Raw genomic sequence first — 23,909 nt, 5'->3', positions numbered from 1 at the left:
CCGATCCGTCCTGCCCGCCGAATGCGAAGCAGAACATCCTCAAGACCGGTTGGCGGCAGAAGCACGGGCAAAGCAAAAAGGGCGCGACGGGGATAGCCCATCACGCCCGACGCTCGATAGAGAGCGACGGTTCGTCCGTGCCTCGACCGGCCACAAGGCCCGTCGGACGGCGCGCGTATAGTCGCGAACGCGGCTTTCGGCAAGGCGAAAAGCCCTGTCGGCCGCGGACTCCCGTCAGCCGCGCGCCTTTGTCCGTTCGGTGACGAAGGCGATGGCGGCGGCGATCGCGGCATCGCGGTCCATCGCCGAGGTGTCGAGCAGCATCGCATCGTCGGCGCGGAGCAGGGGGGCGTCGGCACGGCCCATATCGCGGGCGTCGCGGGCGTGGATGTCGGCGAGCACGGCGTCATAGCCGATTTCGACCCCGCGCCCCAGCATCTCGGCATGGCGGCGGCGGGCGCGTTCTTCGGCACTTGCCGTCACGAACAGTTTGGCGTCGGCGTGCGGCGCGATCACGGTGCCGATATCGCGCCCGTCGAGCACGGCGCCGCCAGGCTGGTTGGCGAAATCGACCTGCCGCTGGAACAGCGCCTTGCGCACCGCAGGATGCACCGACGCGCGGCTGGCGAGGCTGCCCGTGCTTTCGTAGCGAAGCGCGGGATCGTCGAGCAAGGCGTCCGGAAAATCGCAGGCGACGAGGGCGTCGGCCGCCTTGTCCGGATCGCCATGATTGAGCTGCGTCTGATAGCCCACAGCGCGATAGAGCAGCCCGGTATCGAGCACGGGGAGGCCGAAATGCTCGGCAAGCGCCTTGGCGATAGTGCCCTTGCCCGACGCAGTAGGGCCGTCGACCGCGATAATCATGCCGAATCACCGCGGGTACGGCGCGCGCGAAGGGCGCGCAGCAAGCCCCAGGAAGCGATCAGCGCCCAAGCCGCTTCGAGCAGAAACGCCGCCAAGTTGAAATGAACCGACAGCGAGATCAGCAGCAAAATCGCGCCGACAAGGTTCACCGCATTGAACAGCAACTGATCCAGCGTCTTGGCCATGTTTGCATAGGCGAACGCAGCGATGAACAGGATGCTGCCGATGATGCCGATCGCGTTCGCGGCAAAGGAGGAGATATAGGCGCTCATACGAATTGATAGCCGTCAAATCGCACGCGGAGCAGCCGGCCATCGTGGTCGAAGCCGATTTCGACCCAGCCGGGGTTGAGCGTCGCGCCGCATTCGACGGGGCCGACGTTTCCCGACACGAGCGACGGGTCGCAGTCGACCGCCACATCGGGCAGAAAGCGGCGAACCCGGGCCCTCACCTCGGACTGGTCGCGCGCCGCCCCGATATCGAGCGCGCCGATCGGTCGCCCTTCGAACTCGCTTGCCTCCACCGTCTTGATCATGACACGGAGGTCGTCGGCGCCGTCTCCGTACAGAAAATGACGCACACCGGCGGCGTCGCGCCGTTCGCAGCCCTCGTCGGGGATGCAGGGCTCGTCGTCGATCGGCCGAAGTCCGCTGCCGGCGTCTGCCGCACGGCTATCGATCGGATAATCGGAAAAGCTCCGGTCGACCCGAAGCTGCGCACCGCTCGGACAATATTCGACGTCGCCGTCGCACGTCGCGCTGGTGACCGATGCCGTCGGGTCCGGCGCGCGCGCTGTATCGGCAAAGGCGCCCGCCGTGTCGGCGGTTGTCGGAAGGGTGGCGCCCTGTTGCGCGCCGGCCGCGCCGGCACTTAGGCCGAGGAGCGCGATCGGGGCCGCGATGGACAGGATGGGACGACGGTTCATCGCTGCAGGCCCTCCAGCAACGCCTCGAAATTGGGAAAGCTCGTTGCGACCGGTGCCATATCGTCGATCGTCACGGGGGCCTTGCTGACGAGGCCCGCGATGGCGAAGCTCATGCAGATGCGGTGGTCGAGGTGGCCGGCGATGGTCGCGCCGCCGGGCAGCGGGTCGCCGCCGGTGCCGTGGATGACGAGGCCGTCCTCGCTCTCCTCGACCCGCACGCCGATCGCCGCGAGGCCCGCGGCCATGACCGACAGCCGGTCGCTTTCCTTGACGCGCAGCTCGTCGAGGCCGGTCGTCACGGTCGTCCCCTCGGCAAGCGCGGCGGCGACGAAGAGAATCGGATATTCGTCGATCATGCTCGGCGCGACTGCCGGATCGACCGCGATGCCGCGGAGCAGGCTGTGGCGGACGCGCAGGTCGGCGACGGGCTCGCCGCCGACTTCGCGCGCATCGAGCAGTTCGATATCCCCGCCCATCGCCTTCAATACCTCGACCAGGCCGGCGCGGGTCGGGTTGAGGCCGACATTGGCAATAGTGACGTCCGATCCGGGGACGAGCAGCGCCGCAACGATGAAGAAAGCGGCCGACGAGGGGTCGCCCGGAACGACGATCGTTTGCGGCCGCAATTCGGCTTCGCCCATCACCGAAATCCAGCGGGTGCCGTCGGATTCTACTTCGACGTCCAGCGTGGCGCCGAAGCCCTTGAGCATCCGTTCGCTATGGTCGCGCGTCGGCACGGGTTCGATCACGGTGGTGATTCCCGGCGTATTGAGGCCGGCGAGCAGGATCGCCGACTTGACCTGCGCCGAGGCGACCGGAAGCCGATATTCGATCGGCACCGCGGGCGCGAGGCCGCGCACCATCAAGGGAAGGCGGCCACCCGGCGAGGCCGAGATGTCAGCGCCCATCTGCGACAACGGATCGATGACGCGCCCCATCGGGCGTCCCGACAGGCTGGCATCGCCGACGAAAGTGGTCGTGATCGGATGGCTGGAAACAAGGCCCATCAGCAGGCGCGTCGAGGTGCCGCTGTTGCCCATGTCGAGCGCTTCGCGCGGCTGGAGCAGGCCACCGACACCGACGCCTTCAATGACCCATTCGCCGTCGCCGGTGCGGTCGATATTCGCGCCCATCGCGCGCATGGCCGCGGCGGTGGCGAGGACATCATGCCCCTCAAGCAGCCCGCTCACGTGGCTGGTGCCGACCGCGAGCGCCGACAACATCAGGGCGCGATGCGAAATGCTCTTGTCGCCGGGAATCGCGATCCTACCTTTAAGCGGAGCGGACGCGGCGAAGCTGCGGGGGCGGGCATTCTGGTCAGTCATGGCGTGCGGCTTTTGACAGCGGCCCGACAATCTGGCAAGGCGCACGCCGATTTGACGGATCGCCGGCCCGGCGCCCATCTTTTTCCGAAATATCAACCGATTTCCAAAAGGTTACGAGGCTTATATGGTAAAGGCTGAATGGGGCACGAAGCGTAGCTGCCCGAAATGTGCCACCCGATTCTACGATTTGACCAAGGATGATCCGGTCAGCTGCATCAATTGCGGCTATTCCTGGATTCCGGAATCGGTGCTGAAATCGAAGCAGCCGATGCCCTTCGAGGAAGTCGAGAAGCCGACCAAGGTCAAGGAAGAGGCCATCGACGAGGATCTGGATCTGGACGTCGATGTCGATGAAGACAGCGATTCGCCGGATAACGATGTCGATCTGGGCGGCGATGACGATCTGGGCGTCGCCACCGGCGACGACGAAGACGACGAAAGCTGATTTTTCGGCGAGGGGCCAAAAAAGCATCGCGGAGATGCATTTGGCCCCTTGCATCGAACGCAGGCGCTGCTAAAGGCGGCGTCCCGGTCGCACCACCCAGGGCGGCCAGACGAAATGGCACGGGGCCTTAGCTCAGCTGGGAGAGCGCTACAATGGCATTGTAGAGGTCAGCGGTTCGATCCCGCTAGGCTCCACCATTTCCTCGAAAACAAGAGGTCCGACGCACCGGCGTTCGGGCCTTTTTCTTTGCCGTGCCGGTTGGCGTGGCGCGTCAGAGCGCCATTTCTTCCTTTTCGAACAAGGGTTCGAAGCCGATCGGGTCGGCCAGGCTGATCCGGTCGAGGATCGCGGCGGTATCGTCGCGCACCTTCAGCATCAGCGTGCGCATCCGGCATTCGGCTTCGGGCAGGCAATTCTTGCAGGTTTCGTGGGCATTGCGGCTGGCACACGGGACCAGCGCGAGCGACCCGCGCGTCAGCCGGACAAGATCGCCATAGCTGATGTCGACCGGCGGCAGCGCAAGCTGATAGCCGCCATCGCGTCCGCGCTGCGAGATGAGCAACCCTTCGCGCGCCATTTCCGACAGGATGACGGTCAGGAATTTGGGCGGGATATTCTGCGCCTCGGCAATGTCCGCGAGTTGGACCTGACCCTTGCCCCAATGATCGGCAAGATGCTGAAAGGCACGTATCGTGTAGCGGGTCTTCTGCGAGAGCATGGCGCGCTGTCTGATCCACTTTGCCGATAATTTCAACCTCCCGACATGACAATTATCGCCTCAGCGCCAGCCCCATTGATTGAAATCACAGCGCGGCGTAGTTTCGCGGCGATAAGCGGGGTCGCGATCACAGGTTTTGGCACGGGTTTTTTGGAGCCGCATATGAAGCGAATCATGTTGGTCCCCGCCTGGGCCGCCGTCACCCTGCTGGCGGTGGCGCCCGCGCAGGCACAGTTCGGCGGGCTGCTGCGCAAGGTCACGACGCCGCCCCCCGCCCCGACGTCGAGCGAAAGCGACAACGGCGGTTGTCCCAAGGGCAAGAAGGGCAGCAGCGTCGGCCGCGGCATATTGGGCGGTGTGATCCGCGATGCGGTGGGCGACGCGGCCAGCAAGGCGGGCGTCTATTCCTATGTCCCGATCGCCGAGGTCAGCGGAACGCTGACCGACGCCATCGCTTGCCGCCTCGACCCCGCCGAACAGGTGCAGGCCGCCAAGGCCACCGAAGAGGTGACACGCGGCGAAGCGGTCGGCACGACGTCGAACTGGACCAGCGAAACGCGCGACAATGTCAGCGGGTCGTCGACCGTGGCTTCGATCAACACAGAGGACGGCGGCAGGAAGTGCATGACCGTCAACGACTTCGTGATCGTCGATGGCGAGGAAACCCGTGTGTCGAAACGCATGTGCAAGGGGCCGGGTGATACGCGCTATGTTCTTGCGGCCTGAATTGCCGAAGCTCGCCCTCACGGCGCTTGCGGTCGTCAGCCTGACCGCGGCGACCGAGATGGACCCGATCAATCCGACCTGTCCGCTCAACCCCAATTGGTCGGCCAATCCGACGATGAAGCTGACGGTCGAAAAGCGCGGCGCGATGAAGGTGATGCTCGCCGAAGGCCGCGTTGATTCGGGACTGCCCGACCGGCTGAGCGCCGCGCTGAAGGCCAATCCGGACGTATCCGAGATATGGCTGCGTTCGCCCGGCGGCGATGCGCGCGCCGGCAACGCCGCGGGGCGCATCATCCGGTCGAACCCCGGCCTTGCGACGCGCATACCGAGCGGCTGGGCCTGTTTCAGCGCCTGCAATTTCGTCTTCATGGGCGGCGCGCCGCGGCTGATCGAGCCGGGCGGCGAGTTCATCGTCCATATGTTCACCAGCACCGGCGACCGCTCGCTGATCGACGAAAGCGTGGCGATGGGCACCGATGCGACGACCGAGCTGATCGGCGACGTCGAACAGGACAGCGCGCTGCTGGCGAGCGAGGACAATGATTTCCTGATCAAGATGGGCGTGTCGCGCAAATTGCTGACCGACATCATGTATCGGCAGAAGGCGGTGAAGGGCAGCGGCCCGGACAAATCGACGCGCCGCTGCCTGACGCTCGACGAAGCGCTGAAATATGGCGTGACCTACGCGGTAGAATAGCGACGGCTGAACAGCGTTGCATATCGCAACGAAACGCATAGACTGGCCGCCGATATATGGGAGAGCCAGCCATGACCGACATGACGCACGATCACGCGTCCTTCCGTTCGATGATCGACGGCACACAGGAAGATTGGGATATCATCGCGCGCGAGCAGAAGGAATTCGCGCCGCAGAACGGCAAGCGCATCCTCGATCATCTGAAACTGCTTGGCGGCGATTATGGCGGCTTTCCCGTTGATCGGCTCGAGCATTGCTTGCAGACCGCGACGCGCGCGCATCGCGATGGGCGCGACGAGGAATATGTGGTGATGGCGCTGCTCCACGACATCGGCGACACGCTGGGCGCATTCAACCATCCCGATGTCGCGGCGGCGATCCTCAAGCCCTTCCTGTCGGAAGAAAATCTTTGGATCGTCCAGCACCACGGCATCTTCCAGGGCCATTATTTCTTCCACTATCTCGGGCTCGACCGCGACATGCGCGACCAGTTCAAGGACCATCCCTATTACGCGGCGTGCGCCGAATTCTGCGAAAAATATGACGCGCCAGCGTTCGACCCCGACTATGAAAGCGAGCCGCTGGAATTCTTCGAGCCGATGGTGATGCGTCTCTGCTCCTATCCGCGCACGAGCATCTACAAGAAGATTATGGTCGAAGAAGCGGCGGAGTAAGCCCCAGCGTTCATGGGTAATACCCGGCGAAAGCCGGGGTCAGAAGGCGCGCAAAAGGACCCCGGCTTTCGCCGGGGAGCACTAGTAGTTCACTTGCCCTTGAACTCGGTCTTGCGCTTCTGAAGGAAGGCCGCGATGCCCTCGGCGGCATCGGCGCTGTTGCCGGCCAGATACTGGCCCATCGCCTCGGCGTCGAGCGTGTCGGCATAGCTTTGCGTCAACCCGCCGCGCAGCACCTTGCGCATCGTGCCGAGCGCAACCGTCGGTCCGCTGGCCAGCCGCTTTGCGAGCGCTTCGGCTTCAGCCATCAGCGCGTCATCCTCGACCGCCTTGTAAATCAGTCCCCAATCGGCGGCCTGTTCGGCCGAGATTTTCTCGCCGAGCATCATCATCTGCGTCGCGCGCGGCAGGCCGACGAGCCGTGGCAGCAGCCACGACGATCCCCCGTCGGGGACGAGGCCGATATTGACGAAAGCCTGGAGGAAATAGGCGCTTTTGCCAGCAATCGCGAAATCGCCCGACAGCGCAAAGCTGCATCCGACCCCTGCGGCGGGGCCGTTGACCGCGGTCACGACCGGAATGTCGAGATTGGCGAGCGCGAGCAGCATCGGGTTATAATGGTTGCGCAGCGCCTTGCGACTGTTCGCGCCGCCGCCGACAGCGGTTGCGCTGCGATCGCCCGCCAGATCCGCGCCCGAACAGAAACCGCGACCCTCACCGGTAATCAGCAGCGCACGCGCGCCAAGGACGCCCATCCAGTCGAGCGCGGCGCGGATATCGTCGGCCATCGCGGGCGGCATCGAATTGAGCCGTTCGGGACGGTTGAGCGTGATCTTCGCGACATTGTCGCTGCACGCGAGCTTGATCGTGTCGAAGGTCGGTATGTCGGTCATGGGGAAGAATCCTCTCGCGGTCTTTACCTTTACGTTCACGTAAAGGTGTGACCGATTCGGAGGATGAGTGCAAGGGGCGTTGCACGGTAGCGACAGTGCGCTCGGGCCCCGATGCCCCGCGCCGGTTTGACATCGCGTCGGCAATCGCACACCGGAACAGATGATAACTGGGGTGATTTGACCGGGGGGGAGGGCGACTGTGAATCTGGAGCCATATCGCAGACATCGCCGAATTTTGACCGCAAGTCTGGTCGGCACCGCAGTCGAATTTTATGATTTTTATATCTACGGCACCGCGGCTGCGCTGGTCTTCGGGCCGCTTTTCTTTCCTTCGGAATCGCCGTCGGCGCAGCTGATGCTCAGCTTCATGAGCTTCGGGCTCGCTTTTTTCGCGCGGCCGGTCGGCGCCGTCGTGTTCGGCCATTTCGGCGACCGGATCGGGCGGAAGTCGACGCTCGTTGCCTCGCTGATGCTGATGGGGGCCTCGACGCTGCTTATCGCCTTTCTGCCGACCTATGCGATGGTCGGCTGGGTCGCACCGTTGCTGCTGTGCATCTTGCGGTTCGGGCAGGGCTTCGGGCTGGGCGGGGAATGGGGCGGTGCGGCGCTGCTCGCGGTCGAAAATGCGCCGCCGGGATGGCAGTCGCGCTTCGGCATGTTCCCGCAGCTTGGCGCGCCGGTCGGGTTCATCGCCGCCAACGGACTGTTCCTGCTCCTCGGCCTTTGGCTGAGCGATGCCGATTTTGCGGCGTGGGGCTGGCGTATCCCCTTTCTTGTTTCCGCCGTGCTCGTCGGCCTTGGCCTGTGGGTGCGGCTCAAGATCGGTGAGACGCCGGCCTTTTCGGAGGCGTTGGAGCGCGACGCGCCTGTCGGCGTGCCGATCGGCGAGTTGCTGCGCGGCCACTTCGTCGCGACGCTTGCCGGCACCTTCGCGGTCGTCGCCTGTTTCGCGATCTTCTATCTCGCGACCAGCTTCGCCCTTGCGCACGGCACCACCACGCTCGGCTATCCGAAGGAGGAGTTTCTGCTCATCCAGCTCGGTGCGATATTGTTCATGGCGGGCGGCATTATCTTTGCGGGCTATGCCAGCGATGCGTCGAGTGCGCAGCGCGTGCTGCGCTGGGGCTGCGGCGCGACGATGCTCGTCGGCTTGCTGTTCGGTCCGGCGCTGGCCTCGGGGAGCTGGCTGACGATCTTCGCAGGTCTCGCCACATCGCTGTTCGTCATGGGCCTCGTCTACGGCCCGCTCGGGAGCTGGCTGACCGGCCTGTTCCCCGTGCGCGTCCGCTACACCGGCGCGTCGGTCGCCTTCAATGTCGGCGGCATATTGGGCGGCGCAGCCGCGCCGATCGCGGCGCAGGCGCTCGGTGACTGGCGCGGAACCGAGGTCGTCGGCCTCTATCTGGCGCTCGCCGGACTGGTCAGCTTTTGCGGCCTGGCCTTGGTGACAAAAATTGAACGCGGTGACGCGTGAGGCGCAATGTCATTGCGGCGTCATCATTGAATCTCTAACAAACGGATAGTCTCCCACCACCGCGAGATCTGCCCATGTCCTTGATCGCACGCCGTTCTTTCATCGCCTCATGGCCGGTCATCGCCAGCCTCATGCTGCCGGGTTCCGCGGCCGCTTTGGCGCCAATGGTCTTCGCCGCACCGATCAGGCTGAAGGGCAATCGCGTCTGGCTTGATGTGTCGGTGGAAGGCTTGCCTCCCGAACCGTTCATTCTCGACACCGGTACCACCGAAAGCCTGATTTCGGATAGCTGGGCGAACTCCGTCAAGCTGCGCGAACGCGGCGCGAGCATTATCGGCGGCCTGGGCGGAGTAGAGCGGACGTCGGTCCTGCGCGTCGAGGATGTGGTGATCGGCGGCACCTTTCGCATCCCCTATATGGAATTTCACGGCACCAAGTCAGTCGTCGACTCGAGCACCCGGGGATTGATCGGCGCGCCGCTGTTTACCGATATGGACAGCGATCTTGATTTCGTGGCGAACCAGTGGCGCATCTATCCCGATGGCCGTAGCGAGCGGCCTGGCATGTATCTGATACCCGAAAGCTATATGCCCCGCCGGGCGAGCTACGGTTTGACCACGCCCGTGCAGATCGGCGATTTTTCCGGGCGCTTCCTGATCGACACAGGCGCACCCCGCAACATCCTGTTCGATGGCAAGGCGGCGCGCGACATCGGTTGGTGGGATAGCGAACGACCCTATGTTCCCGTGCGTGCAAGCGGCTTCGGCAAAGGAAGTCTGCGGACCCGTATGTTCCGGGCGGACAAGGTCCTTCTTCACAAATTCGCCTTTCCGCGCGCGCTGGTCACACTTGCTGAGCCCGGCCCGCGGAACGGCAATTTCGATAATGTCGAGGGGTTGGTCGGGTTGGACATGATCCGCCATTTCCACCTGTCGACGGATCCCAAGCGCAAACAGCTATGGATGGCGCCCAACGGACTCGATTTTGCAGGAACCGAGCGCTATCCGATGTCGGGGCTGTGGCTTGACCGCAAAGGTACGCGTATCGTGATCGAGGATGTTGGCAACGGCAGCCCGGCCAAGGACGCCGGGCTGCAACCGGGCGATACGCTTGTGGGGGTCGAATGGAACGCGATGTTGCGCCGGCTGGGCGGCAAGCCCGGGGATCAAGTCGCGTTCGATTATGAACGCGACGGGAAGCGCGGTCACGCGCAGTTCAATCTGAAGCCCTATCTTTAGTCGGCACGGAGCAGCGTCAGCTTAGCTTTTCCGACCTTTCGCTCCGCTTCGATCGCGAAGCCCGCGACGTCGACGCTTTCTTTCTCGCCTGTTTCGATCGAGATCCAGCTATCGGTATCGACCCAGCCGAGCCGCGCCAGCTTGTCGAGTGCGACACTGCCCGCGCCGGTTGCATAGGGCGCATCGAGCAGCAGCAGATCGAAACTGCGTGGCGCTGGCCCAAGTGCGAGGACCGAACCGGCCCGCACCTCGGCGCGTCCGGCCGCACCGAGCGCCGCCAGATTCTTGCGCAGGGCGTCGATCGCCTCGCGATCCTGCTCACCGAACAGGCACTGCACGGCGCCGCGCGACAAGGCCTCGATCCCCAGCGCGCCCGACCCCGCGAACAGGTCGGCGACATACAAGCCCTCGAAACTACCGAGCCGGCTTGCAAGCATGGAGAAGAGTGTCTCGCGCGTGCGGTCGGCGGTCGGGCGAGTGGCATCATTCTTGGGCGCGATCAACTTGCGACCGCGCCATTTGCCGGAAATGACGCGCATCAGCTCATCCGCCGCCGGAACTGGAACAAGGCATCGCGTGGTACGACCTCGACCGCGCCGACATCGAGGCCGTCGAGCTCGAAAGCGCCATATCGCGTCCGGATCAGGCGGCTCACCTGCAGCCCCAGATGTTCGAGCACGCGGCGAACCTCGCGATTCTTGCCCTCGGTCAGCGTCAGCTCGATCCACTGGTTGCGCCCCGTCCGCCGTTCGAGATTGGCGTCGATCTTGCCATAGCGGACCCCGTCGATCTCGACCCCCTCGACCAGTTCCTCGAGCTGCGCTTGGCTGATGTCGCCAAACGCGCGGGCGCGATAGGTGCGCTCGACCCCGCTGGCGGGCAGTTCGAGCTGGCGCTTGAATTCGCCGTCATTGGTCAGCAACAGCAAGCCCTCGGTATTATAGTCGAGCCGCCCGACGGGCATCAGCCGCGGCAGCCCCTTGGGCAGCACGTCATAAATCGTCTTGCGTCCCTTGGGGTCGCGCGCCGCGGTCAGGCAGCCGACCGGCTTGTAGAAGCGATAGAGGCGCGTCGATACGGGCTTTGCGACCGGATTGCCGTCGACGGTCAAGCCCTCGAGCGATGAGAGCAGCGGCGCCGGTTGCACGATCACCGCGCCGTTCAGTGCAATGCGGCCTTCCTCGATCATTCGTTCGACATCGCGCCGTGACCCGACGCCAGCGCGCGCCAGGAGCTTGGTGATGCGCTGCGGCCCGTCCTCGCGCTCCTCTTCCTTCGGCGGAGCCTTACGCGGCGGTTGTGCAGCGCGCGCGCTGCGGCGGCCACGCGGAGCGTCGCCCTGCGGGGAAGCGGGCGGGCGGGACGGCGAACGGGGTGGGCGGCGTGTCGTCATCGGAACGGATGCGGCTTTCATATCGTTATTCGGGAAAAGGGATGTTGTAATATGGCCACGCTCATAGCCGGAAAAGTGTCGCTTCGTCGATGGCAAGCAAAAGCAATCTTGCGAGGACGCGCACGCAGAGTCATGCGGCGGACGGAAGGTAGGTAAAATGCTCTTCGCGTCCCGCCCGTCCTGCTTCAAACGGCTGCTGATCGTCGAGGATGATCCGCTGGTCGCTTTCGACAATGAGCGGACCCTGAAGCATGGTGGCTATGACGTCGTTGCGACGGTCGATTCGGGCGAAGCGGCTGTCGCGATGCTGGCAGACAAGACGATCGATGCGCTGATCCTCGACCTCAAGCTCGCGGGGCACATGACGGGACGCGAGGTTGCGCGGCTCGCGCGCGACCGCGGCGTTGCCGTACTGCTGGTAACGGGGCAATGTCCCGAAGATGCGGGCGACATCGCGCTCGCCTGCCTGACCAAGCCGCACGGGGCGGCGGCGCTTCTCCACGCGGTTCGCGCCGTCGAGACGATGGTGTGCAAGCACAAGATGCCGCGCAAGGTGAGCGGGATGCAAACCTATTGGCGTCCCGAGGCCGCGTAACCGGCCCGCTGCCTCCACCGAACCGGCGGTTGAGTGCCGATGCGCGAGGAGGATCCCGTTGAAGATATTGCTTCCGCTGTTCAGCTTGGCTTTGGGGGCGGCCGCCGCGCTCCTGTTCGGGCCATCCGATCGACCGTCCGCCGCCATCGCGGCTTCGACGCCGCCCGCGGCGCCCGTGCTGGTCGAGTTGTTCACCAGCCAGGGTTGTTCCTCCTGTCCGCCCGCCGACCGGTTGCTCGAAAGACTGGATGCCGAAGGCTCCGTGGTCGCGGTCAGCCGCCCCGTTACCTATTGGGACCGGCTGGGATGGAAGGATACGCTCGCGCGCGCCGCGAACGATGCGCTTCAGGACCGCTATGCGCGGCGCGGGCTGCCGGGGGCGGGCGTTTATACCCCCGAAACCGTCGTGCAGGGGAGCGCGGCCGCCGTCGGATCGGACGAGCGGGCGCTGCGCCGGATGCTCGGCGCCGCGCCAAGCGACGCGGCGCTTCGCCTCGACGGCGGCCGTGTGGTCGCTTCGCGGTCCGCAGCGGGTGCCGAATTGCGCTTCGTGGCGATCGCGCACCGCGCCTCGGTCGACGTCGCCCGCGGCGAGAATGGCAACCGGACGCTGGGCTATACCAATGTGGTGCTGGCCGAGGCGGCGGTTCCTTGCCCCGCAAGCGGCGCCTGCGCGGCTGCAATACCCGCAGCGATCGCGGGCCAGCGCGGCGCCGACCGCTGGGCGGTGCTGTTGCAGGACCGCGCCGGCGGGCGCGTGCACGCCGTCCGCTGGATCGGGCGCCCCGCCAAATAGATGCTTCCAATTTGGTCCTGTTGCTTTAGGCCGAACGGTTCGATGCGTCGCCGGTCAGCCGAGCGCGACAGGGAGGATCTATGCAGGCAGATATGGCGCCGCCGCCACCGCAAAGCTGGTGGGACAGCATCCGGCCCTATCTGGAACGCGCGCCGCTGGCGGCGCTGCTGCTCGGCATTTCGTCGGGATTTCCCTATGCGATGATCGGTGCCACCTTGACGACGCGACTGTCGCAGGACGGTTTCGAAAAATCATCGATCACCGCCTTTTCGCTCGCCTTTCTCGTCTATAATTTCAAACCGCTGTGGGCCTGGATCGTCGATACGATCCGCCTTCCGGGGGCCGGGGTGGTCGGCCAACGGATCAGTTGGCTGATCCTGACGGCCATGCTCGTCATGCTGGCGGTCGGCAATCTCGCGCTGGTCGATCCGCAGCAGGTCGGCCAGTCCCCCGTGGGGCACCTCATGCAGCGGTTCGGGCTTGGCCATGAAGGCGAATTCGCCGCGCTGTTCGAAATGGCGGTCGGTGCGGTTCTCGTGGGTGCAGCGGGCGCGACGTTCGACATTGTGATCGACGCCTACCGGATCGAGATATTGAAGCCCGAACAACTCGGTGTCGGATCGGGCATGTCGCAATATGGCTGGCGGATCGGATCGGCGGGCGCCGGTGCGCTCGCGCTCTATCTTGCCGCGCGGCAAGGATGGGAGGCGGCCTATCTGGCATGTGCGCTTTTTGCATTGCCGGCGGTCATTGCGGGCTTTTGGGTCGGCGAGCCCGAGCGGCACCGCGCGGCACTCTCGCGCGAAGGCAAACCAGGACTTGTCGCGGGTATCATCGGTCCCTTCCGCGAGTTTTTCAGTCGCCATGGCGCCTGGCTGGTGCTGCTGTTCATCCTGCTCCACAAGATCGGCGATACGCTCGCGAATCTGACGCTGCGCCTGCTGCTCAACGATCTTGGCTTCAGCAATGACGAGATTGCGATCTACGACGTCGGTATCGGCTTCTGGGCTTATCTGATCGGCATTTTCATGGGCGGGATTCTCTACGCGCGGATGGGCATGAAAAAGTCGGTACTGCTCAGCCTGATCCTGATGGCGGTGAGCAATTTCAGCTTCGCGCTGCTCGCGGCGGCGGGCCACAGCAATTGGGGCCTCGCCGGCGCGATCGGGTTCGAAAATATTGCGAGCGGCATCGGCGGCGTCGTTGTCGTCGCCTATTTCTCGGCACTCTGCGACTTGCGCTTCACTGCGGCGCATTATGCGCTGATCTCCTCCGCAGCGAGCATTGTCGGTCGTTTCCTGACCGGCACCACGGCGGGCGCGATGATGGACAATATGGGCAATGTGAACTTCTATCTGTTCACCGTCGCCGCGGCCCTGCCGGGTATTGTCCTATTCTGGCTGATGATGCGCAGCGGGCTCGTTGACCAATCGGTCGGCACGGCGGGTACCCGGCATGCGCGCGAGGCGTCGGCCTAATCGGGCAATTCGCCGTTCGCGCGCAGCACCTCGCCCGCAAGGTAAAGCGAGCCGGCGATCAGGACGATCTCGGTCACAGGGTCTACGGCCAATCCGGCCAGCGCAGCCTCGACGGTATCGGCCGCGAGCGCTTCCGGCCCGAAGGCTGAGGCGCCATGATGCTCGTGCCCGGGCACCGGCACGACGGTGATCGAGGCGAGCTTGCCGGCGAGGGGATCGATCAACGCCGAGGGATGCTTGTTGGCGAGCATCCCGGTGACCAGATGGATGCGGCGCGCATCGCCCGCAAAATGCTGCGCGAGTTGATGCCCTGCATCGGCATTGTGGGCGCCGTCGAGCCACACCGTCGTGGCGGGCGGGAGCAGCTTTGCGAGCGGTCCGCTCTCCAGTCGTTGCAACCGCGCCGGCCAGTAAGCCGCGGCGATGCCGCGCTCGATCGCGCCCGCATCGGGTTTCGGTCCCGGCGCGAGATGGAGCATCGCAATCGCAAGGCCCGCGTTGCGCATCTGATGCCCGCCCGCCATGCGCGGGCGCAGCAAGGCGGGGAGTTCCCCGTCCATCGACCGCCAGCGAAAGGCGTCGCCGACGGCTTCGACCGACCAGGTTTCGCCCTCGACGAACGGGACCACGCCCGCCGCCTCGGCCCGGTCCGCGATTACCCGCGCCAGCGGCGGCGGATAGGCGAGCGTCGCCAGCGCGGCGCCGCGCTTGATTATGCCGGCCTTTTCCCACGCGATCCGTTCGGCAGGGCGCGTCGGGGTGCCGTCTTCGGGCGCGAGCAGAAAGGCCTCATGGTCGATGCCGAGCGAGGCGATGCCGCACACCGCCGGCGCCGGGATGATATTGGTCGCATCGAGTCGTCCGCCCAGCCCGACCTCGATGATGCAATCGTCGGCGGGGATGCGCGAAAAGGCAAGGAAAGCCGCCGCCGTCGTCACCTCGAAAAAGCTTGCGTGCAGCCCTTCCGCGACGTCGAGGGCTTCGCCAAGCAAGGCCGCGAGCGCCGCATCATCGATCAGGGTGCCCGCCAGTCGGATGCGCTCGTTAAACCGGACGAGGTGCGGGCTGGTATAAGCGTGGACCCTGCGCCCCTGCGCCTCCAGTATTGCGCGCAGATAGGCGCAGGTCGATCCCTTGCCGTTGGTCCCTGCGACATGGAAGGTCCGCGGCAGCCGGTCTTGGGGATCGCCGAGGCGCGCGCACAGTTCGCCGATGCGTTCCAGCCCCAATATGTCGCGACCCGGCGACAGCGCCGCGAGGCGGTCGAGCTGCGCCTGAACGGCGGGATCGGAACTGTGCGCGTGGTCGGGCATGGATTCTCCCTCCGTCCGTCAGGAGGAGGGATCAAGCCGCCTTTTCGGGCGCGAGATAGCCGATCAGGCGGCCGAGCGTCGCGGGCAGCTCCTTGCGATGCACCACCATGTCGATCATCCCGTGATCGAGCAGATATTCGGCGCGCTGGAATCCTTCGGGCAGCTTTTCGCGGATCGTATTTTCGATCACGCGCTGGCCCGCAAAGCCGATCAGCGCATTGGGCTCGCTGATCTGCACATCGCCCAGCATCGCATAGCTCGCGGTCACGCCGCCCGTCGTCGGGTCGGTGAGCAGCACCACATAAGGCAGGCCCGCGCGGCGCAGCCGCTGGAGCGCAACCGTAGCGCGCGGCATCTGCATCAGCGACAGCGTGCCTTCCTGCATCCGCGCGCCGCCCGCGGCGGTGATCGCGATGTAGGGGACGCCGCGCTTGATCGCGGCCTCGACCCCGGCGACGAAGGCTTCGCCGACCGCGACGCCCATCGATCCGCCCATGAAGGCGAAATCCTGCACCCCGATCACGGCGCCCTGGCCCGAAATGCGGCCGAAGGCGTTCTGGTAAGCGTCGCGGTCGCCGGTCTGCGCGCGTGCGGCCTTGATGCGGTCGACATATTTCTTGGTGTCGCGGAACTTCAGCGGATCTTCGGGTGCCGCGGGGGCGGCGATCAACTCGTGCAGGCCGCCGTCGAAAAGCTGCGCGAAGCGCTCTTTGGCGCCGATGCGGTCGTGATGGTCGCAGCGCGGGCAGACGTTCAGATTGTCTTCCCACTCCTTGACGAACACCATCTGCTGACACTGGCGGCATTTGTGCCAGAGGTTGTCGGCGGTGTCGCGCTTGGCGGTGAAGGGCAGGGCGTTGCGAACGCGGTCGAGCCAGCTCATGCGGCGATCTCCTTTGCGCTGTGGATAGCATCGGCGAGCGAACGGGTGAAGGCCTCGACATGCGCCGCCGCGGCGTCGCCATGCTCGGCAATGATGTCGATGAAGGCCGATCCGACGACGACGCCGTCGGCAACCTTGGCGATGTCGGCCGCCTGCGCGGGGGTGCGAACGCCGAATCCGACCGCGACCGGCAGGTCGGTCGCGGCTTTCAGGCGCGCAACCGCATCCTCGATGCTCGCCTGAGCGGCCTGCTGCATCCCGGTGATCCCGGCAACCGAAACATAATAGAGAAAGCCGCCCGCGCCGTTCAGCACGTCTGGCAGGCGCGCCGCGTCGGTCGTCGGCGTTGCGAGGCGGATCAGGTCGACCCCGGCAGCGCGGAGCGCGGGGCCGAGTTCCGGATCTTCCTCCGAGGGAATATCGACGCAGATGACGCCGTCGACCCCTGCTTTCGCGCACTCTGCGGCGAACCAGTCGGCGCCACGGATCGTCATCGGATTGGCATAGCCCATCAGCACGAGCGGCGTGTCGGGATGGCGCTGGCGGAAGGCGGCGGCGATACCGAACAGGTCGGCGGTGGTCGTCCCCTTGGCGAGGCTTCGCAGGTTTGCGGCCTGGATCGCGGGGCCGTCGGCCATCGGATCGGTGAAGGGCATGCCCAGTTCGATCACATCGGCACCCCCCGCGACGAGCGCGTCAAGGTTCGCGGCGGTGTCGCCATCGCCGCCGGTGATGAAGGCGACGAGCGCAGGGCGCGGCTTGGCGAAGGCGGCGGCGAAGCGGGTCACAGCTTTACCCCCAATGCTTCCGCCACGGTGAAGATGTCCTTGTCGCCGCGACCCGAGCAATTGACGATGATGATCTTGTCCTTGCCCAGCGTCGGCGCGATGCGTTCGGCAGCGGCGATCGCGTGCGCGCTTTCGAGCGCGGGGATGATGCCTTCGAGCTTGGTCAGTTTCTGGAAACTTGCGAGCGCCTCTTCGTCGGTGACCGGTTCGTAACGCGCGCGGCCGATGTCATGCAGCCAACTATGCTCGGGGCCGATGCCCGGATAGTCGAGCCCCGCCGAGATGCTGTGCGCCTCGGTGATCTGGCCGTCCTCATCCTGCAGCAGATAGGTCTTGTTGCCGTGGAGGATGCCGGGTTTGCCGCCGGCGAGGCTGGCGGCGTGCTTGCCGCCCAATCCTTCGCCCGCGGCTTCGACGCCGACGATCTCGACGTCTGTGTCATCGAGGAAGGGATGGAACAGCCCGATGGCGTTCGACCCGCCGCCGACGGGGGCGATCAGCATGTCGGGCAGGCGCCCTTCGGCTTCGAGAATTTGCGCCTTCGCTTCCTCGCCGATCACCGACTGGAAATCACGCACCAGTTCGGGATAGGGATGCGGCCCCGCGACGGTGCCGATGATGTAGAAGGTGTCCTCGACGTTCGCGACCCAGTGGCGGAGCGCCTCGTTCATCGCATCTTTCAGCGTCTTCGCGCCGCTTTCGACCGCGACGACTTCGGCGCCGAGCAGCTTCATGCGGAAGACGTTCGGCTGCTGCCGCGCGACGTCGACCGCGCCCATGAAAATGGTGCAGGGCAGGCCAAAGAGCGCTGCCACGGTCGCGGTCGCGACGCCGTGCTGGCCGGCGCCGGTTTCGGCGATGATCTTGGTCTTGCCCATCTGCTTGGCGAGCAGGATCTGACCGATGCAATTGTTGATCTTGTGCGCGCCGGTGTGGTTCAGATCCTCGCGCTTCAAATAGATCTTCGCGCCACCCAGATCGTTCGTCAGCCGCTCGGCAAACCACAGCGGGCTCGGGCGGCCGACATAATTTTTGAGCAGATAGTCGAACTCGGCCTTGAAGGCAGGGTCGGCCTGCGCAGCGCGATAATGGCGTTCGAGGTCGAGGATGAGCGGCATCAGCGTTTCGGCGACATAGCGGCCGCCGAAGGCGCCGAAATGGCCGCGCGCGTCGGGCTGGGTGCGGAGGCTGTTGGGCAGGGTCGGTGCTTCGGTCATGGTCATTTCCATCGGTTACGGGTGGGCGCGCACTTGAAGATCGGGTCTCAAGCGGTCAGCGCCATCGTTTTCCGATGCGCATCATGAGGAACTGCGGTGTCAGCATCTGCCGACCGCTTTAAGGAAAGCGGCGATCTTGTCCATATCCTTGACGCCCGGTGCGCTTTCGACCCCCGACGACACATCGACGAGCGGCGCGCCGGTTTCGGCGATCGCCTGTGCGACATTGGCCGGGGTCAGTCCGCCTGCGACGCCCCAATCGATCGAGTGGCGATGGCCCTTGAGCAGCGACCAGTCGAAGCGGGCGCCGGTGCCGCCGGGCAACGCCGCTGCCGGCGCATCGAACAAGATGCGGTCGGCCGCACCTTCAAACTGCCGGACGCGTTCCAGCGTTCCGGCATCCTTCAGGCCGACCGCCTTCCAGACTTCGGCGGGAACGAGCCGTTTGACCGCGGCGAGCCATTGGGGTGTTTCATTGCCATGAAACTGGACGATGTCGGGGCGCACCGCGCTGAGCGCCTCGCCGGTCACCTGTCGCGAGGCATTCACGAGAAGAAGCGCAACCTTCACTTTCCCCCCGGCGCGCTGGCGAAGCGCGGCAGCGGTCTTCAGATCGACGTGGCGCGGACTCGGTTCATAGTGAACGAGGCCGATGTGCGTCGCGCCGAGCCGGATAGCGGCGTCAACCGTTTCGGGCGTAGAGAGGCCGCAGATTTTGACAAGTGGGGGCATATATCAGGGTTCGATCATTTAGGTCATTGCGAGCGAAGTGAAGCAATCTCCAGCCATCGGCGTAACACAATCCCGATAGCTGGAGATTGCTTCGTCGCCTTCGGCTCCTCGCAATTACGATGGTTGAATGAAAGTGTGTTTACAGCGTCGCTTCGATCGCGCGCGCCGCGAGGTCGGGGTCCTGCGACTGGCTGATCGGTCGGCCGACGACGAGGATCGAGGCGCCGTCAGCCATCGCCTGCGCCGGGGTAACGATACGCTTCTGATCGCCGGCACGGCCGTCAGCAGGGCGCACCCCCGGTACGACGAAGAAGCCGCCGGGCCATGCCTTGCGCGCGGCCTTCACTTCCTGGCCCGAGCAGACGATGCCGTCGAGACCCGATTCGCGGGCCAGCGCGGCAAGGCGGACGACCTGGTCGTGCGGGGTGCCGCCGACGCCGATATCATCGAGATCGGGCGAGTCGAGGCTGGTGAGCACGGTAACGCCGACCACCTTGGTCGCGCTTCCCGCGACTGCCTTGGCCTCTTCCATCATCGCGCGGCCGCCCGCGGCGTGGACGGTCAGGATCGCGGGTTCGAGCGGACGCAGCGCCTGGATCGCCTTGGCAACGGTGTTCGGGATGTCGTGCAGCTTGAGGTCGAGGAAGATCGGCAGGCCGAGCTTCGCCATTTCGTGCACCCCGTGATGGCCGTTGGCGCAGAAGAATTCGAGGCCGAGCTTCAACCCGCCGACATGGTGGCGCACCCGCTGCGCCAGCGTCAGCGCGGCATCGAGGTGGGGGGTGTCGATGGCAAGATAGACAGGCGAACTCATTGCGGATCCAGCGGCGAGGGTGGGATGTCGTTGACGGGCTTCGACTGCGGCGCCGGTTCGGGGGTGAGCGGCGTCTCGGCCGGGCGGTTGGCCATGGCGCGCAAATCGGCAAGTTGCCGTTCGCTCGTTTCGATACGGCGCTTCAGCGACCAGCGCGAGGTACGCAGCGCGATCCACAGCGGCAGGCTGCCGATCAGGAAGGCGGCAAAGATCAGCACCGGCAATTTGGTGTCGAGCACCTGTCCCGGCCATATGGTCACGGTGACAGGATTCCAGTTGGCCATCGAAAAGACGACGAGGATGATGGTCAGCAACACCCAGATGACGGTTCGCACGATTCCCACGTTATTGCGCTCCTTTACCGGCCTCTGCATCGAACCCTAAGCGACTTTGGCGCATGATGCGAGTCTCTGGGCGAGGCCCGGCGCGTTCAGCCGCCGAACACCCGCGCAAAGATCGTATCGACATGCTTCATATGATAGTCGAGGTCGAACAGCGCGGTCAGTTGCTCGGCCGACAGACGCGCAGTCACGTCAGCGTCGGCCTTCAGCAGTTCGAGCAACGAAAGCTGGCCGTCGCTTTCCCAAACCTTCATCGCATTGCGCTGGACGAGCGCATAGCTGTCCTCGCGGCTCGCCCCTGCCTGGGTCAGCGCGAGCAGGACGCGCTGCGAATGGACGAGGCCGCCCATGCGATCGAGATTCTTCTGCATGCGCTCGGGATAGACGAGCAGCTTGTCGACCACGCCGGTCAGTCGCGCGAGCGCGAAGTCGAGCGTGATCGTCGCGTCGGGACCGATGAAGCGTTCGACCGACGAATGGCTGATATCGCGCTCGTGCCACAGTGCGACATTTTCCATCGCCGGGATGGCGGCGCTGCGCACCATGCGCGCGAGCCCGGTCAGATTTTCGGTGAGCACCGGGTTGCGCTTGTGCGGCATGGCCGACGAGCCCTTCTGCCCCGGCGAAAAATATTCCTCCGCTTCGAGCACCTCTGTGCGCTGAAGGTGGCGGACCTCGACCGACAGGCGTTCGATCGACGAGGCGATCACGCCGAGCGTTGCGAAGAACATGGCATGGCGGTCGCGCGGAATGACCTGCGTCGACACGGGTTCGATCGCGAGGCCCAGCTTCGCCGCGACATGCGCTTCGACGCGCGGGTCGATATTGGCAAAGGTGCCAACCGCGCCCGAAATCGCGCAGGTCGCAATTTCCGCGCGCGCTGCGACCAGCCGCGCCTTGCAGCGCGCGAACTCGGCATAGGCTTCGGCCATCTTGAGGCCGAAGGTGACCGGCTCGGCATGGATGCCGTGGCTGCGCCCGATCGTCGGGGTCAGCTTATGTTCGTATGCGCGTCGCTTGATCGCCTCGAGCAGCGCGTCGAGGTCTGCGAGCAAGATGTCGGCGGCCTGCGCGAGTTGCACCGCGAGGCAGGTGTCGAGCACGTCGCTCGACGTCATGCCCTGATGCATGAAGCGCGCTTCTTCGCCGACATTTTCGGCGACCCAGGTCAGGAAGGCGATGACGTCATGCTTGGTGACCGCCTCGATGGCGTCGATCGCGTCGACGTCGATGACGGGGTTCGTCGCCCACCAGTCCCACAGCGCCTTCGCGGCGGATTGGGGAACCGTCCCCAGTTCCGCGAGCGCGTCGGTCGCATGCGCCTCGATCTCGAACCAGATGCGAAAGCGATTTTCCGGCGACCAGATGGCGGTCATGTCCGGGCGGGCGTAGCGCGGAACCATTGATATACCTTCCTTTTGTGCGCCGCTGTTCGGCGCCTTGTCGCAAAACCGCGGCGGAATCACGATGGGGCGCCCCCTAGCAGGGGTCGACCGCTTCGCCAATCACCCGCGCGCCGCAACTTCCAGCGAACGCGGACGGTTGCCCCCATGCCCCTTCAGAAAAGGCGGCGGATCGCAAACAGATGCGGGTCCGCCGTCGATACAGGAGATAGATAATGTTGAAGCAAGTTCTTTTGATCGGCGCCGCCGCGATCAGTTTCCCCGCGCTGGCCCAGGAAGCACCGCCGTCGCCGGGGACCACGCCGCCGACCGAGCAGCCCGAGGCTGCGCCGATGCCCGATAGTGCGCCGGCACCGACCGACACGACAGCTCCCGCCCCCATCGAGCCGGCCACCGATACGATGGCCCCGGCCGGCGAGGCGCCTGCGCAGACCGCGCCCGCCAGCCCTGCGCCGTCGAGCAGCGCGGCCGCGACCCCCGCGCAGATCGCCCAAATCGTCGAAACCGAATTTCCGACCTATGATGGCGACAAGTCGGGCGACCTTAGCGCCGCTGAATTCGGCGCATGGATGAAGAAGCTGCGCACCGCGCAGGACCCCGCCGTTGATCCCGAATCGGCCGATGTGAAGAGCTGGATCGATCAGGCTTATGGCGCGGCCGACGCCGACAAGTCGGGCAGCGTTACCAAGGAAGAACTGGTCGCGTTCCTTTCGCGCGGCGCCTGATTTCGCAGTCCTCCCCGCTTGGGGCGATGCAGCCGTCGGAGCGATCCGGCGGCTGCATCGCCATGGCCGTCAAGCCGCGCGCGGCGGCTGCATGACCGCCCGGATCGTCAACGCCCGTTCGTGGCCGTCGCGATCGGGCCACAGGATCGCGCTGCCGGCGCGCATCCCGATCAATCCGGCGCCAATGGGCGTCAGGATCGAAATTCGTCCCGACGCGATGTCGGCATCCGACGGATAGACCAGCCGGACGCTGCGCACCGCGCCGCTCGCTTCGTCGACGAAATCGACCTCGCTGTTCATCGTCACGACGTCGCGCGGGACGTGGCGTTCTTTGTGAACGGTCGCACGGCCGATCTCGCGCATCAGCAGTACGCTGACCTGCGGCATGCGCTTTTCGATGCCGAGGGCAAGATCGGTAAGCGCATCGGCCTCCGAATCGATCATGTGAATGGGCGGGCGTTTGCTCGCCTTGGTCGAGGTGGTCTTGGCTACTGTCATTCTATTGGCTTTCCGCATGGAAAGGGCAGGGCGCGGCCGCGCTCCTGTCGGGATGGTTCGGAAATCTTGCCCCGGTCCGGGGCATGGCACGCCACAGCCCGGGGCTAGAAGCCCGCGAGAAGCTGACCCGCGTGAAGGCGGAAGCGAAGATGGCGCTGCCGAATCTGCATGACGCGATGATGTCGCCTGAGGCCGGGCAAGTAAAGCCCGGCTTTTCCGGCCTCCTGATTCAGAGCAGCCCGAGCGCGCGGAGGCTGCGGTGGCCGCTGCCGCCGATGATGATATGATCGTGCAGCGCGATACCCAGCCGCCCTGCGGCATCGGCCAGGTCGCGCGTGATCGCGATATCCTGGCGGCTCGGTTCGGGATTTCCGCTGGGGTGATTGTGGACGATGATGATCGCCGCGGCGCCGAGTTCGAGTGCGCGCTTGACGACTTCGCGCACATAGATCGCCGATTGGTCGATCGACCCCTCGCTCGCGACCTCGTCGCGGATCAGCATGTTGCGCGAGTTGAGGTACAGCACCCGCACCCGCTCGACCTCGATCGGTCCCATGTCGGCGCGCAGCCAGTCGAGCAGCGCATCCCAACTCGACAATAGGGGCTTTTCGCGGAACTCGCCTTTCAGCATCCGGAGGCTGGCCTGCTGGACGATCTTGAGCGCGGCGATCGTGCCGTCGCCCATGCCGTCGATTCGGCGCAGCGATTCGGGATCGGCGCTGACGAGCTGTGCGAACGAACCGAATTCGCGCAGCAATGTCTTGGCGAGCGGCTTAGTATCGCGCCGCGGGATCGCAAGCGCGAGGAGATATTCGACCAGTTCGTAATCGGCCATACCGTCGGCATCGCCGCCGAGCAGGCGCGCGCGAAGCCGCGACCGGTGGCCCGCATGATCGGGAAGGGGGGCGGGCGCGTCGGCCATCGTCAAGGCAATAACCGCCTTGTGGGCACCAC

28 protein-coding genes and 1 tRNA gene are annotated in these 23,909 nt (G+C 65.2%); 11 read left to right on the top strand and 18 right to left on the bottom strand.

The features are described from left to right. Positions 1-234: 234 nt before the first annotated feature. From MU856_RS06985 to aroA, 4 genes are read right to left on the bottom strand one after another with little or no spacing between them, the layout of a single operon-like run. Positions 235-864: a (d)CMP kinase gene (locus tag MU856_RS06985; RefSeq protein WP_186401923.1), complete on the bottom strand. Its 630-nt coding sequence runs from the start codon at positions 862-864 to the stop codon at positions 235-237. Continuing rightward, positions 861-1,136 (bottom strand): CBU_0592 family membrane protein, encoded by a 276-nt coding sequence (locus MU856_RS06980; protein ID WP_231737183.1) that lies wholly within the window; start codon positions 1,134-1,136, stop codon positions 861-863. The genes MU856_RS06985 and MU856_RS06980 overlap by 4 nt, the downstream gene beginning before the upstream one ends. Beyond that, a complete protein-coding gene (locus MU856_RS06975; RefSeq protein WP_263588656.1) occupies positions 1,133-1,789 on the bottom strand; it encodes a hypothetical protein in 657 nt (218 codons plus the stop codon). The genes MU856_RS06980 and MU856_RS06975 overlap by 4 nt, the downstream gene beginning before the upstream one ends. Further along, positions 1,786-3,114, bottom strand: coding sequence for a 3-phosphoshikimate 1-carboxyvinyltransferase (aroA, locus tag MU856_RS06970; protein WP_186401922.1), 1,329 nt, complete (start codon positions 3,112-3,114; stop codon positions 1,786-1,788). The genes MU856_RS06975 and aroA overlap by 4 nt, the downstream gene beginning before the upstream one ends. 124 nt (positions 3,115-3,238) lie before the next feature. On the opposite strand from aroA, the gene MU856_RS06965 reads away from it, so the two are divergent. Together MU856_RS06965 and MU856_RS06960 are read left to right on the top strand one after the other, a co-directional pair. After that, positions 3,239-3,559, top strand: coding sequence for a TIGR02300 family protein (locus MU856_RS06965; RefSeq protein WP_003044196.1), 321 nt, complete (start codon positions 3,239-3,241; stop codon positions 3,557-3,559). A 121-nt stretch (positions 3,560-3,680) separates the two neighbouring features. Beyond that, positions 3,681-3,756: transfer RNA gene (locus MU856_RS06960), tRNA-Ala, on the top strand. Positions 3,757-3,830: 74 nt separating this feature from the next. Here the strand turns inward: MU856_RS06960 and MU856_RS06955 are convergent. Continuing rightward, a complete protein-coding gene (locus MU856_RS06955) occupies positions 3,831-4,277 on the bottom strand; it encodes an RrF2 family transcriptional regulator (protein ID WP_058811379.1) in 447 nt (148 codons plus the stop codon). Positions 4,278-4,439: 162 nt separating this feature from the next. On the opposite strand from MU856_RS06955, the gene MU856_RS06950 reads away from it, so the two are divergent. The 3 genes from MU856_RS06950 (at position 4,440) to MU856_RS06940 (ending at position 6,374) form a co-directional block, all read left to right on the top strand. Further along, positions 4,440-5,003: a hypothetical protein gene (locus MU856_RS06950; protein WP_263588655.1), complete on the top strand. Its 564-nt coding sequence runs from the start codon at positions 4,440-4,442 to the stop codon at positions 5,001-5,003. Continuing rightward, positions 4,987-5,700 (top strand): hypothetical protein, encoded by a 714-nt coding sequence (locus tag MU856_RS06945; RefSeq protein WP_186401921.1) that lies wholly within the window; start codon positions 4,987-4,989, stop codon positions 5,698-5,700. The genes MU856_RS06950 and MU856_RS06945 overlap by 17 nt, the downstream gene beginning before the upstream one ends. Positions 5,701-5,771: 71 nt before the next feature. Next, the gene (locus tag MU856_RS06940) at positions 5,772-6,374 is read left to right on the top strand and encodes an HD domain-containing protein (RefSeq protein ID WP_186401920.1); all 603 of its coding nucleotides are present in this window, start codon (positions 5,772-5,774) and stop codon (positions 6,372-6,374) included. 89 nt (positions 6,375-6,463) lie between these two features. On the opposite strand, the gene MU856_RS06935 is transcribed toward MU856_RS06940, so the two are convergent. Further along, positions 6,464-7,267: an enoyl-CoA hydratase-related protein gene (locus MU856_RS06935; protein ID WP_003044180.1), complete on the bottom strand. Its 804-nt coding sequence runs from the start codon at positions 7,265-7,267 to the stop codon at positions 6,464-6,466. Between the two features lie 205 nt (positions 7,268-7,472). Here MU856_RS06935 and MU856_RS06930 point away from each other — a divergent pair, with 205 nt between their 5' ends. Next, positions 7,473-8,741 (top strand): MFS transporter, encoded by a 1,269-nt coding sequence (locus MU856_RS06930; protein WP_062903212.1) that lies wholly within the window; start codon positions 7,473-7,475, stop codon positions 8,739-8,741. Between the two features lie 74 nt (positions 8,742-8,815). Beyond that, a complete protein-coding gene (locus tag MU856_RS06925) occupies positions 8,816-9,979 on the top strand; it encodes an aspartyl protease family protein (RefSeq protein ID WP_263588654.1) in 1,164 nt (387 codons plus the stop codon). On the opposite strand, the gene rsmD is transcribed toward MU856_RS06925, so the two are convergent. Together rsmD and MU856_RS06915 are read right to left on the bottom strand one after the other, a co-directional pair. Beyond that, the gene (gene rsmD, locus MU856_RS06920; RefSeq protein ID WP_186401918.1) at positions 9,976-10,518 is read right to left on the bottom strand and encodes a 16S rRNA (guanine(966)-N(2))-methyltransferase RsmD; all 543 of its coding nucleotides are present in this window, start codon (positions 10,516-10,518) and stop codon (positions 9,976-9,978) included. The two genes, MU856_RS06925 and rsmD, sit on opposite strands and share 4 nt — an antisense overlap. Continuing rightward, a complete protein-coding gene (locus MU856_RS06915; protein ID WP_040590028.1) occupies positions 10,518-11,372 on the bottom strand; it encodes a pseudouridine synthase in 855 nt (284 codons plus the stop codon). The genes rsmD and MU856_RS06915 overlap by 1 nt, the downstream gene beginning before the upstream one ends. 157 nt (positions 11,373-11,529) lie before the next feature. Between MU856_RS06915 and MU856_RS06910 the strand changes: the two genes are divergently transcribed. The 3 genes from MU856_RS06910 (at position 11,530) to MU856_RS06900 (ending at position 14,241) form a co-directional block, all read left to right on the top strand. Further along, complete coding sequence (locus MU856_RS06910; RefSeq protein WP_003044165.1) at positions 11,530-11,967, top strand: response regulator; 438 nt, start codon at positions 11,530-11,532, stop codon at positions 11,965-11,967. A gap of 58 nt (positions 11,968-12,025) precedes the next feature. After that, positions 12,026-12,763 (top strand): DUF1223 domain-containing protein, encoded by a 738-nt coding sequence (locus tag MU856_RS06905; RefSeq protein ID WP_186401917.1) that lies wholly within the window; start codon positions 12,026-12,028, stop codon positions 12,761-12,763. 80 nt (positions 12,764-12,843) lie between these two features. Next, positions 12,844-14,241, top strand: coding sequence for an MFS transporter (locus MU856_RS06900; RefSeq protein ID WP_263588653.1), 1,398 nt, complete (start codon positions 12,844-12,846; stop codon positions 14,239-14,241). Here the strand turns inward: MU856_RS06900 and MU856_RS06895 are convergent. The 8 genes from MU856_RS06895 to purB form a co-directional block, all read right to left on the bottom strand. Beyond that, on the bottom strand, positions 14,238-15,554 hold the full coding sequence (locus tag MU856_RS06895) for a bifunctional folylpolyglutamate synthase/dihydrofolate synthase (RefSeq protein ID WP_186401916.1): 1,317 nt from the start codon (positions 15,552-15,554) through the stop codon (positions 14,238-14,240). The two genes, MU856_RS06900 and MU856_RS06895, sit on opposite strands and share 4 nt — an antisense overlap. A gap of 31 nt (positions 15,555-15,585) precedes the next feature. Beyond that, complete coding sequence (accD, locus tag MU856_RS06890; RefSeq protein ID WP_003044151.1) at positions 15,586-16,437, bottom strand: acetyl-CoA carboxylase, carboxyltransferase subunit beta; 852 nt, start codon at positions 16,435-16,437, stop codon at positions 15,586-15,588. Continuing rightward, complete coding sequence (gene trpA / locus MU856_RS06885; protein WP_186401915.1) at positions 16,434-17,225, bottom strand: tryptophan synthase subunit alpha; 792 nt, start codon at positions 17,223-17,225, stop codon at positions 16,434-16,436. The genes accD and trpA overlap by 4 nt, the downstream gene beginning before the upstream one ends. Beyond that, positions 17,222-18,442 (bottom strand): tryptophan synthase subunit beta, encoded by a 1,221-nt coding sequence (gene trpB, locus MU856_RS06880; RefSeq protein WP_062903211.1) that lies wholly within the window; start codon positions 18,440-18,442, stop codon positions 17,222-17,224. Before trpB ends, trpA begins: the two co-directional genes overlap by 4 nt. Before the next feature lie 99 nt (positions 18,443-18,541). Continuing rightward, positions 18,542-19,174 carry a phosphoribosylanthranilate isomerase gene (locus tag MU856_RS06875; RefSeq protein ID WP_062902479.1) on the bottom strand — a complete coding sequence of 211 codons (633 nt, stop codon included), beginning with the start codon at positions 19,172-19,174 and terminating at the stop codon, positions 18,542-18,544. Positions 19,175-19,313: 139 nt separating this feature from the next. After that, positions 19,314-19,988, bottom strand: a complete 675-nt coding sequence (pyrF, locus tag MU856_RS06870) for an orotidine-5'-phosphate decarboxylase (protein ID WP_263588652.1) — start codon at positions 19,986-19,988, stop codon at positions 19,314-19,316. Then, positions 19,985-20,332, bottom strand: coding sequence for a lipopolysaccharide assembly protein LapA domain-containing protein (locus MU856_RS06865; protein ID WP_058811860.1), 348 nt, complete (start codon positions 20,330-20,332; stop codon positions 19,985-19,987). Before MU856_RS06865 ends, pyrF begins: the two co-directional genes overlap by 4 nt. 86 nt (positions 20,333-20,418) lie before the next feature. Then, complete coding sequence (gene purB / locus MU856_RS06860) at positions 20,419-21,732, bottom strand: adenylosuccinate lyase (RefSeq protein ID WP_062903210.1); 1,314 nt, start codon at positions 21,730-21,732, stop codon at positions 20,419-20,421. A 215-nt stretch (positions 21,733-21,947) separates the two neighbouring features. Here purB and MU856_RS06855 point away from each other — a divergent pair, with 215 nt between their 5' ends. After that, positions 21,948-22,457 (top strand): calcium-binding protein, encoded by a 510-nt coding sequence (locus MU856_RS06855; protein WP_217373458.1) that lies wholly within the window; start codon positions 21,948-21,950, stop codon positions 22,455-22,457. 69 nt (positions 22,458-22,526) lie between these two features. On the opposite strand, the gene rnk is transcribed toward MU856_RS06855, so the two are convergent. Together rnk and radC are read right to left on the bottom strand one after the other, a co-directional pair. After that, on the bottom strand, positions 22,527-22,955 hold the full coding sequence (gene rnk, locus MU856_RS06850) for a nucleoside diphosphate kinase regulator (protein WP_217373457.1): 429 nt from the start codon (positions 22,953-22,955) through the stop codon (positions 22,527-22,529). 229 nt (positions 22,956-23,184) lie between these two features. Continuing rightward, positions 23,185-23,877 carry a RadC family protein gene (gene radC, locus MU856_RS06845; protein ID WP_062902477.1) on the bottom strand — a complete coding sequence of 231 codons (693 nt, stop codon included), beginning with the start codon at positions 23,875-23,877 and terminating at the stop codon, positions 23,185-23,187. Between the last annotated feature and the right edge of the window lie 32 nt (positions 23,878-23,909).

The sequence above is a fragment of the Sphingopyxis sp. GC21 genome (assembly GCF_025727575.1).
Lineage (GTDB): Bacteria > Pseudomonadota > Alphaproteobacteria > Sphingomonadales > Sphingomonadaceae > Sphingopyxis > Sphingopyxis terrae_A.
Note: the sequence above shows the minus strand (reverse complement) of the source record. Positions and strands in the feature narration are given on the sequence as shown.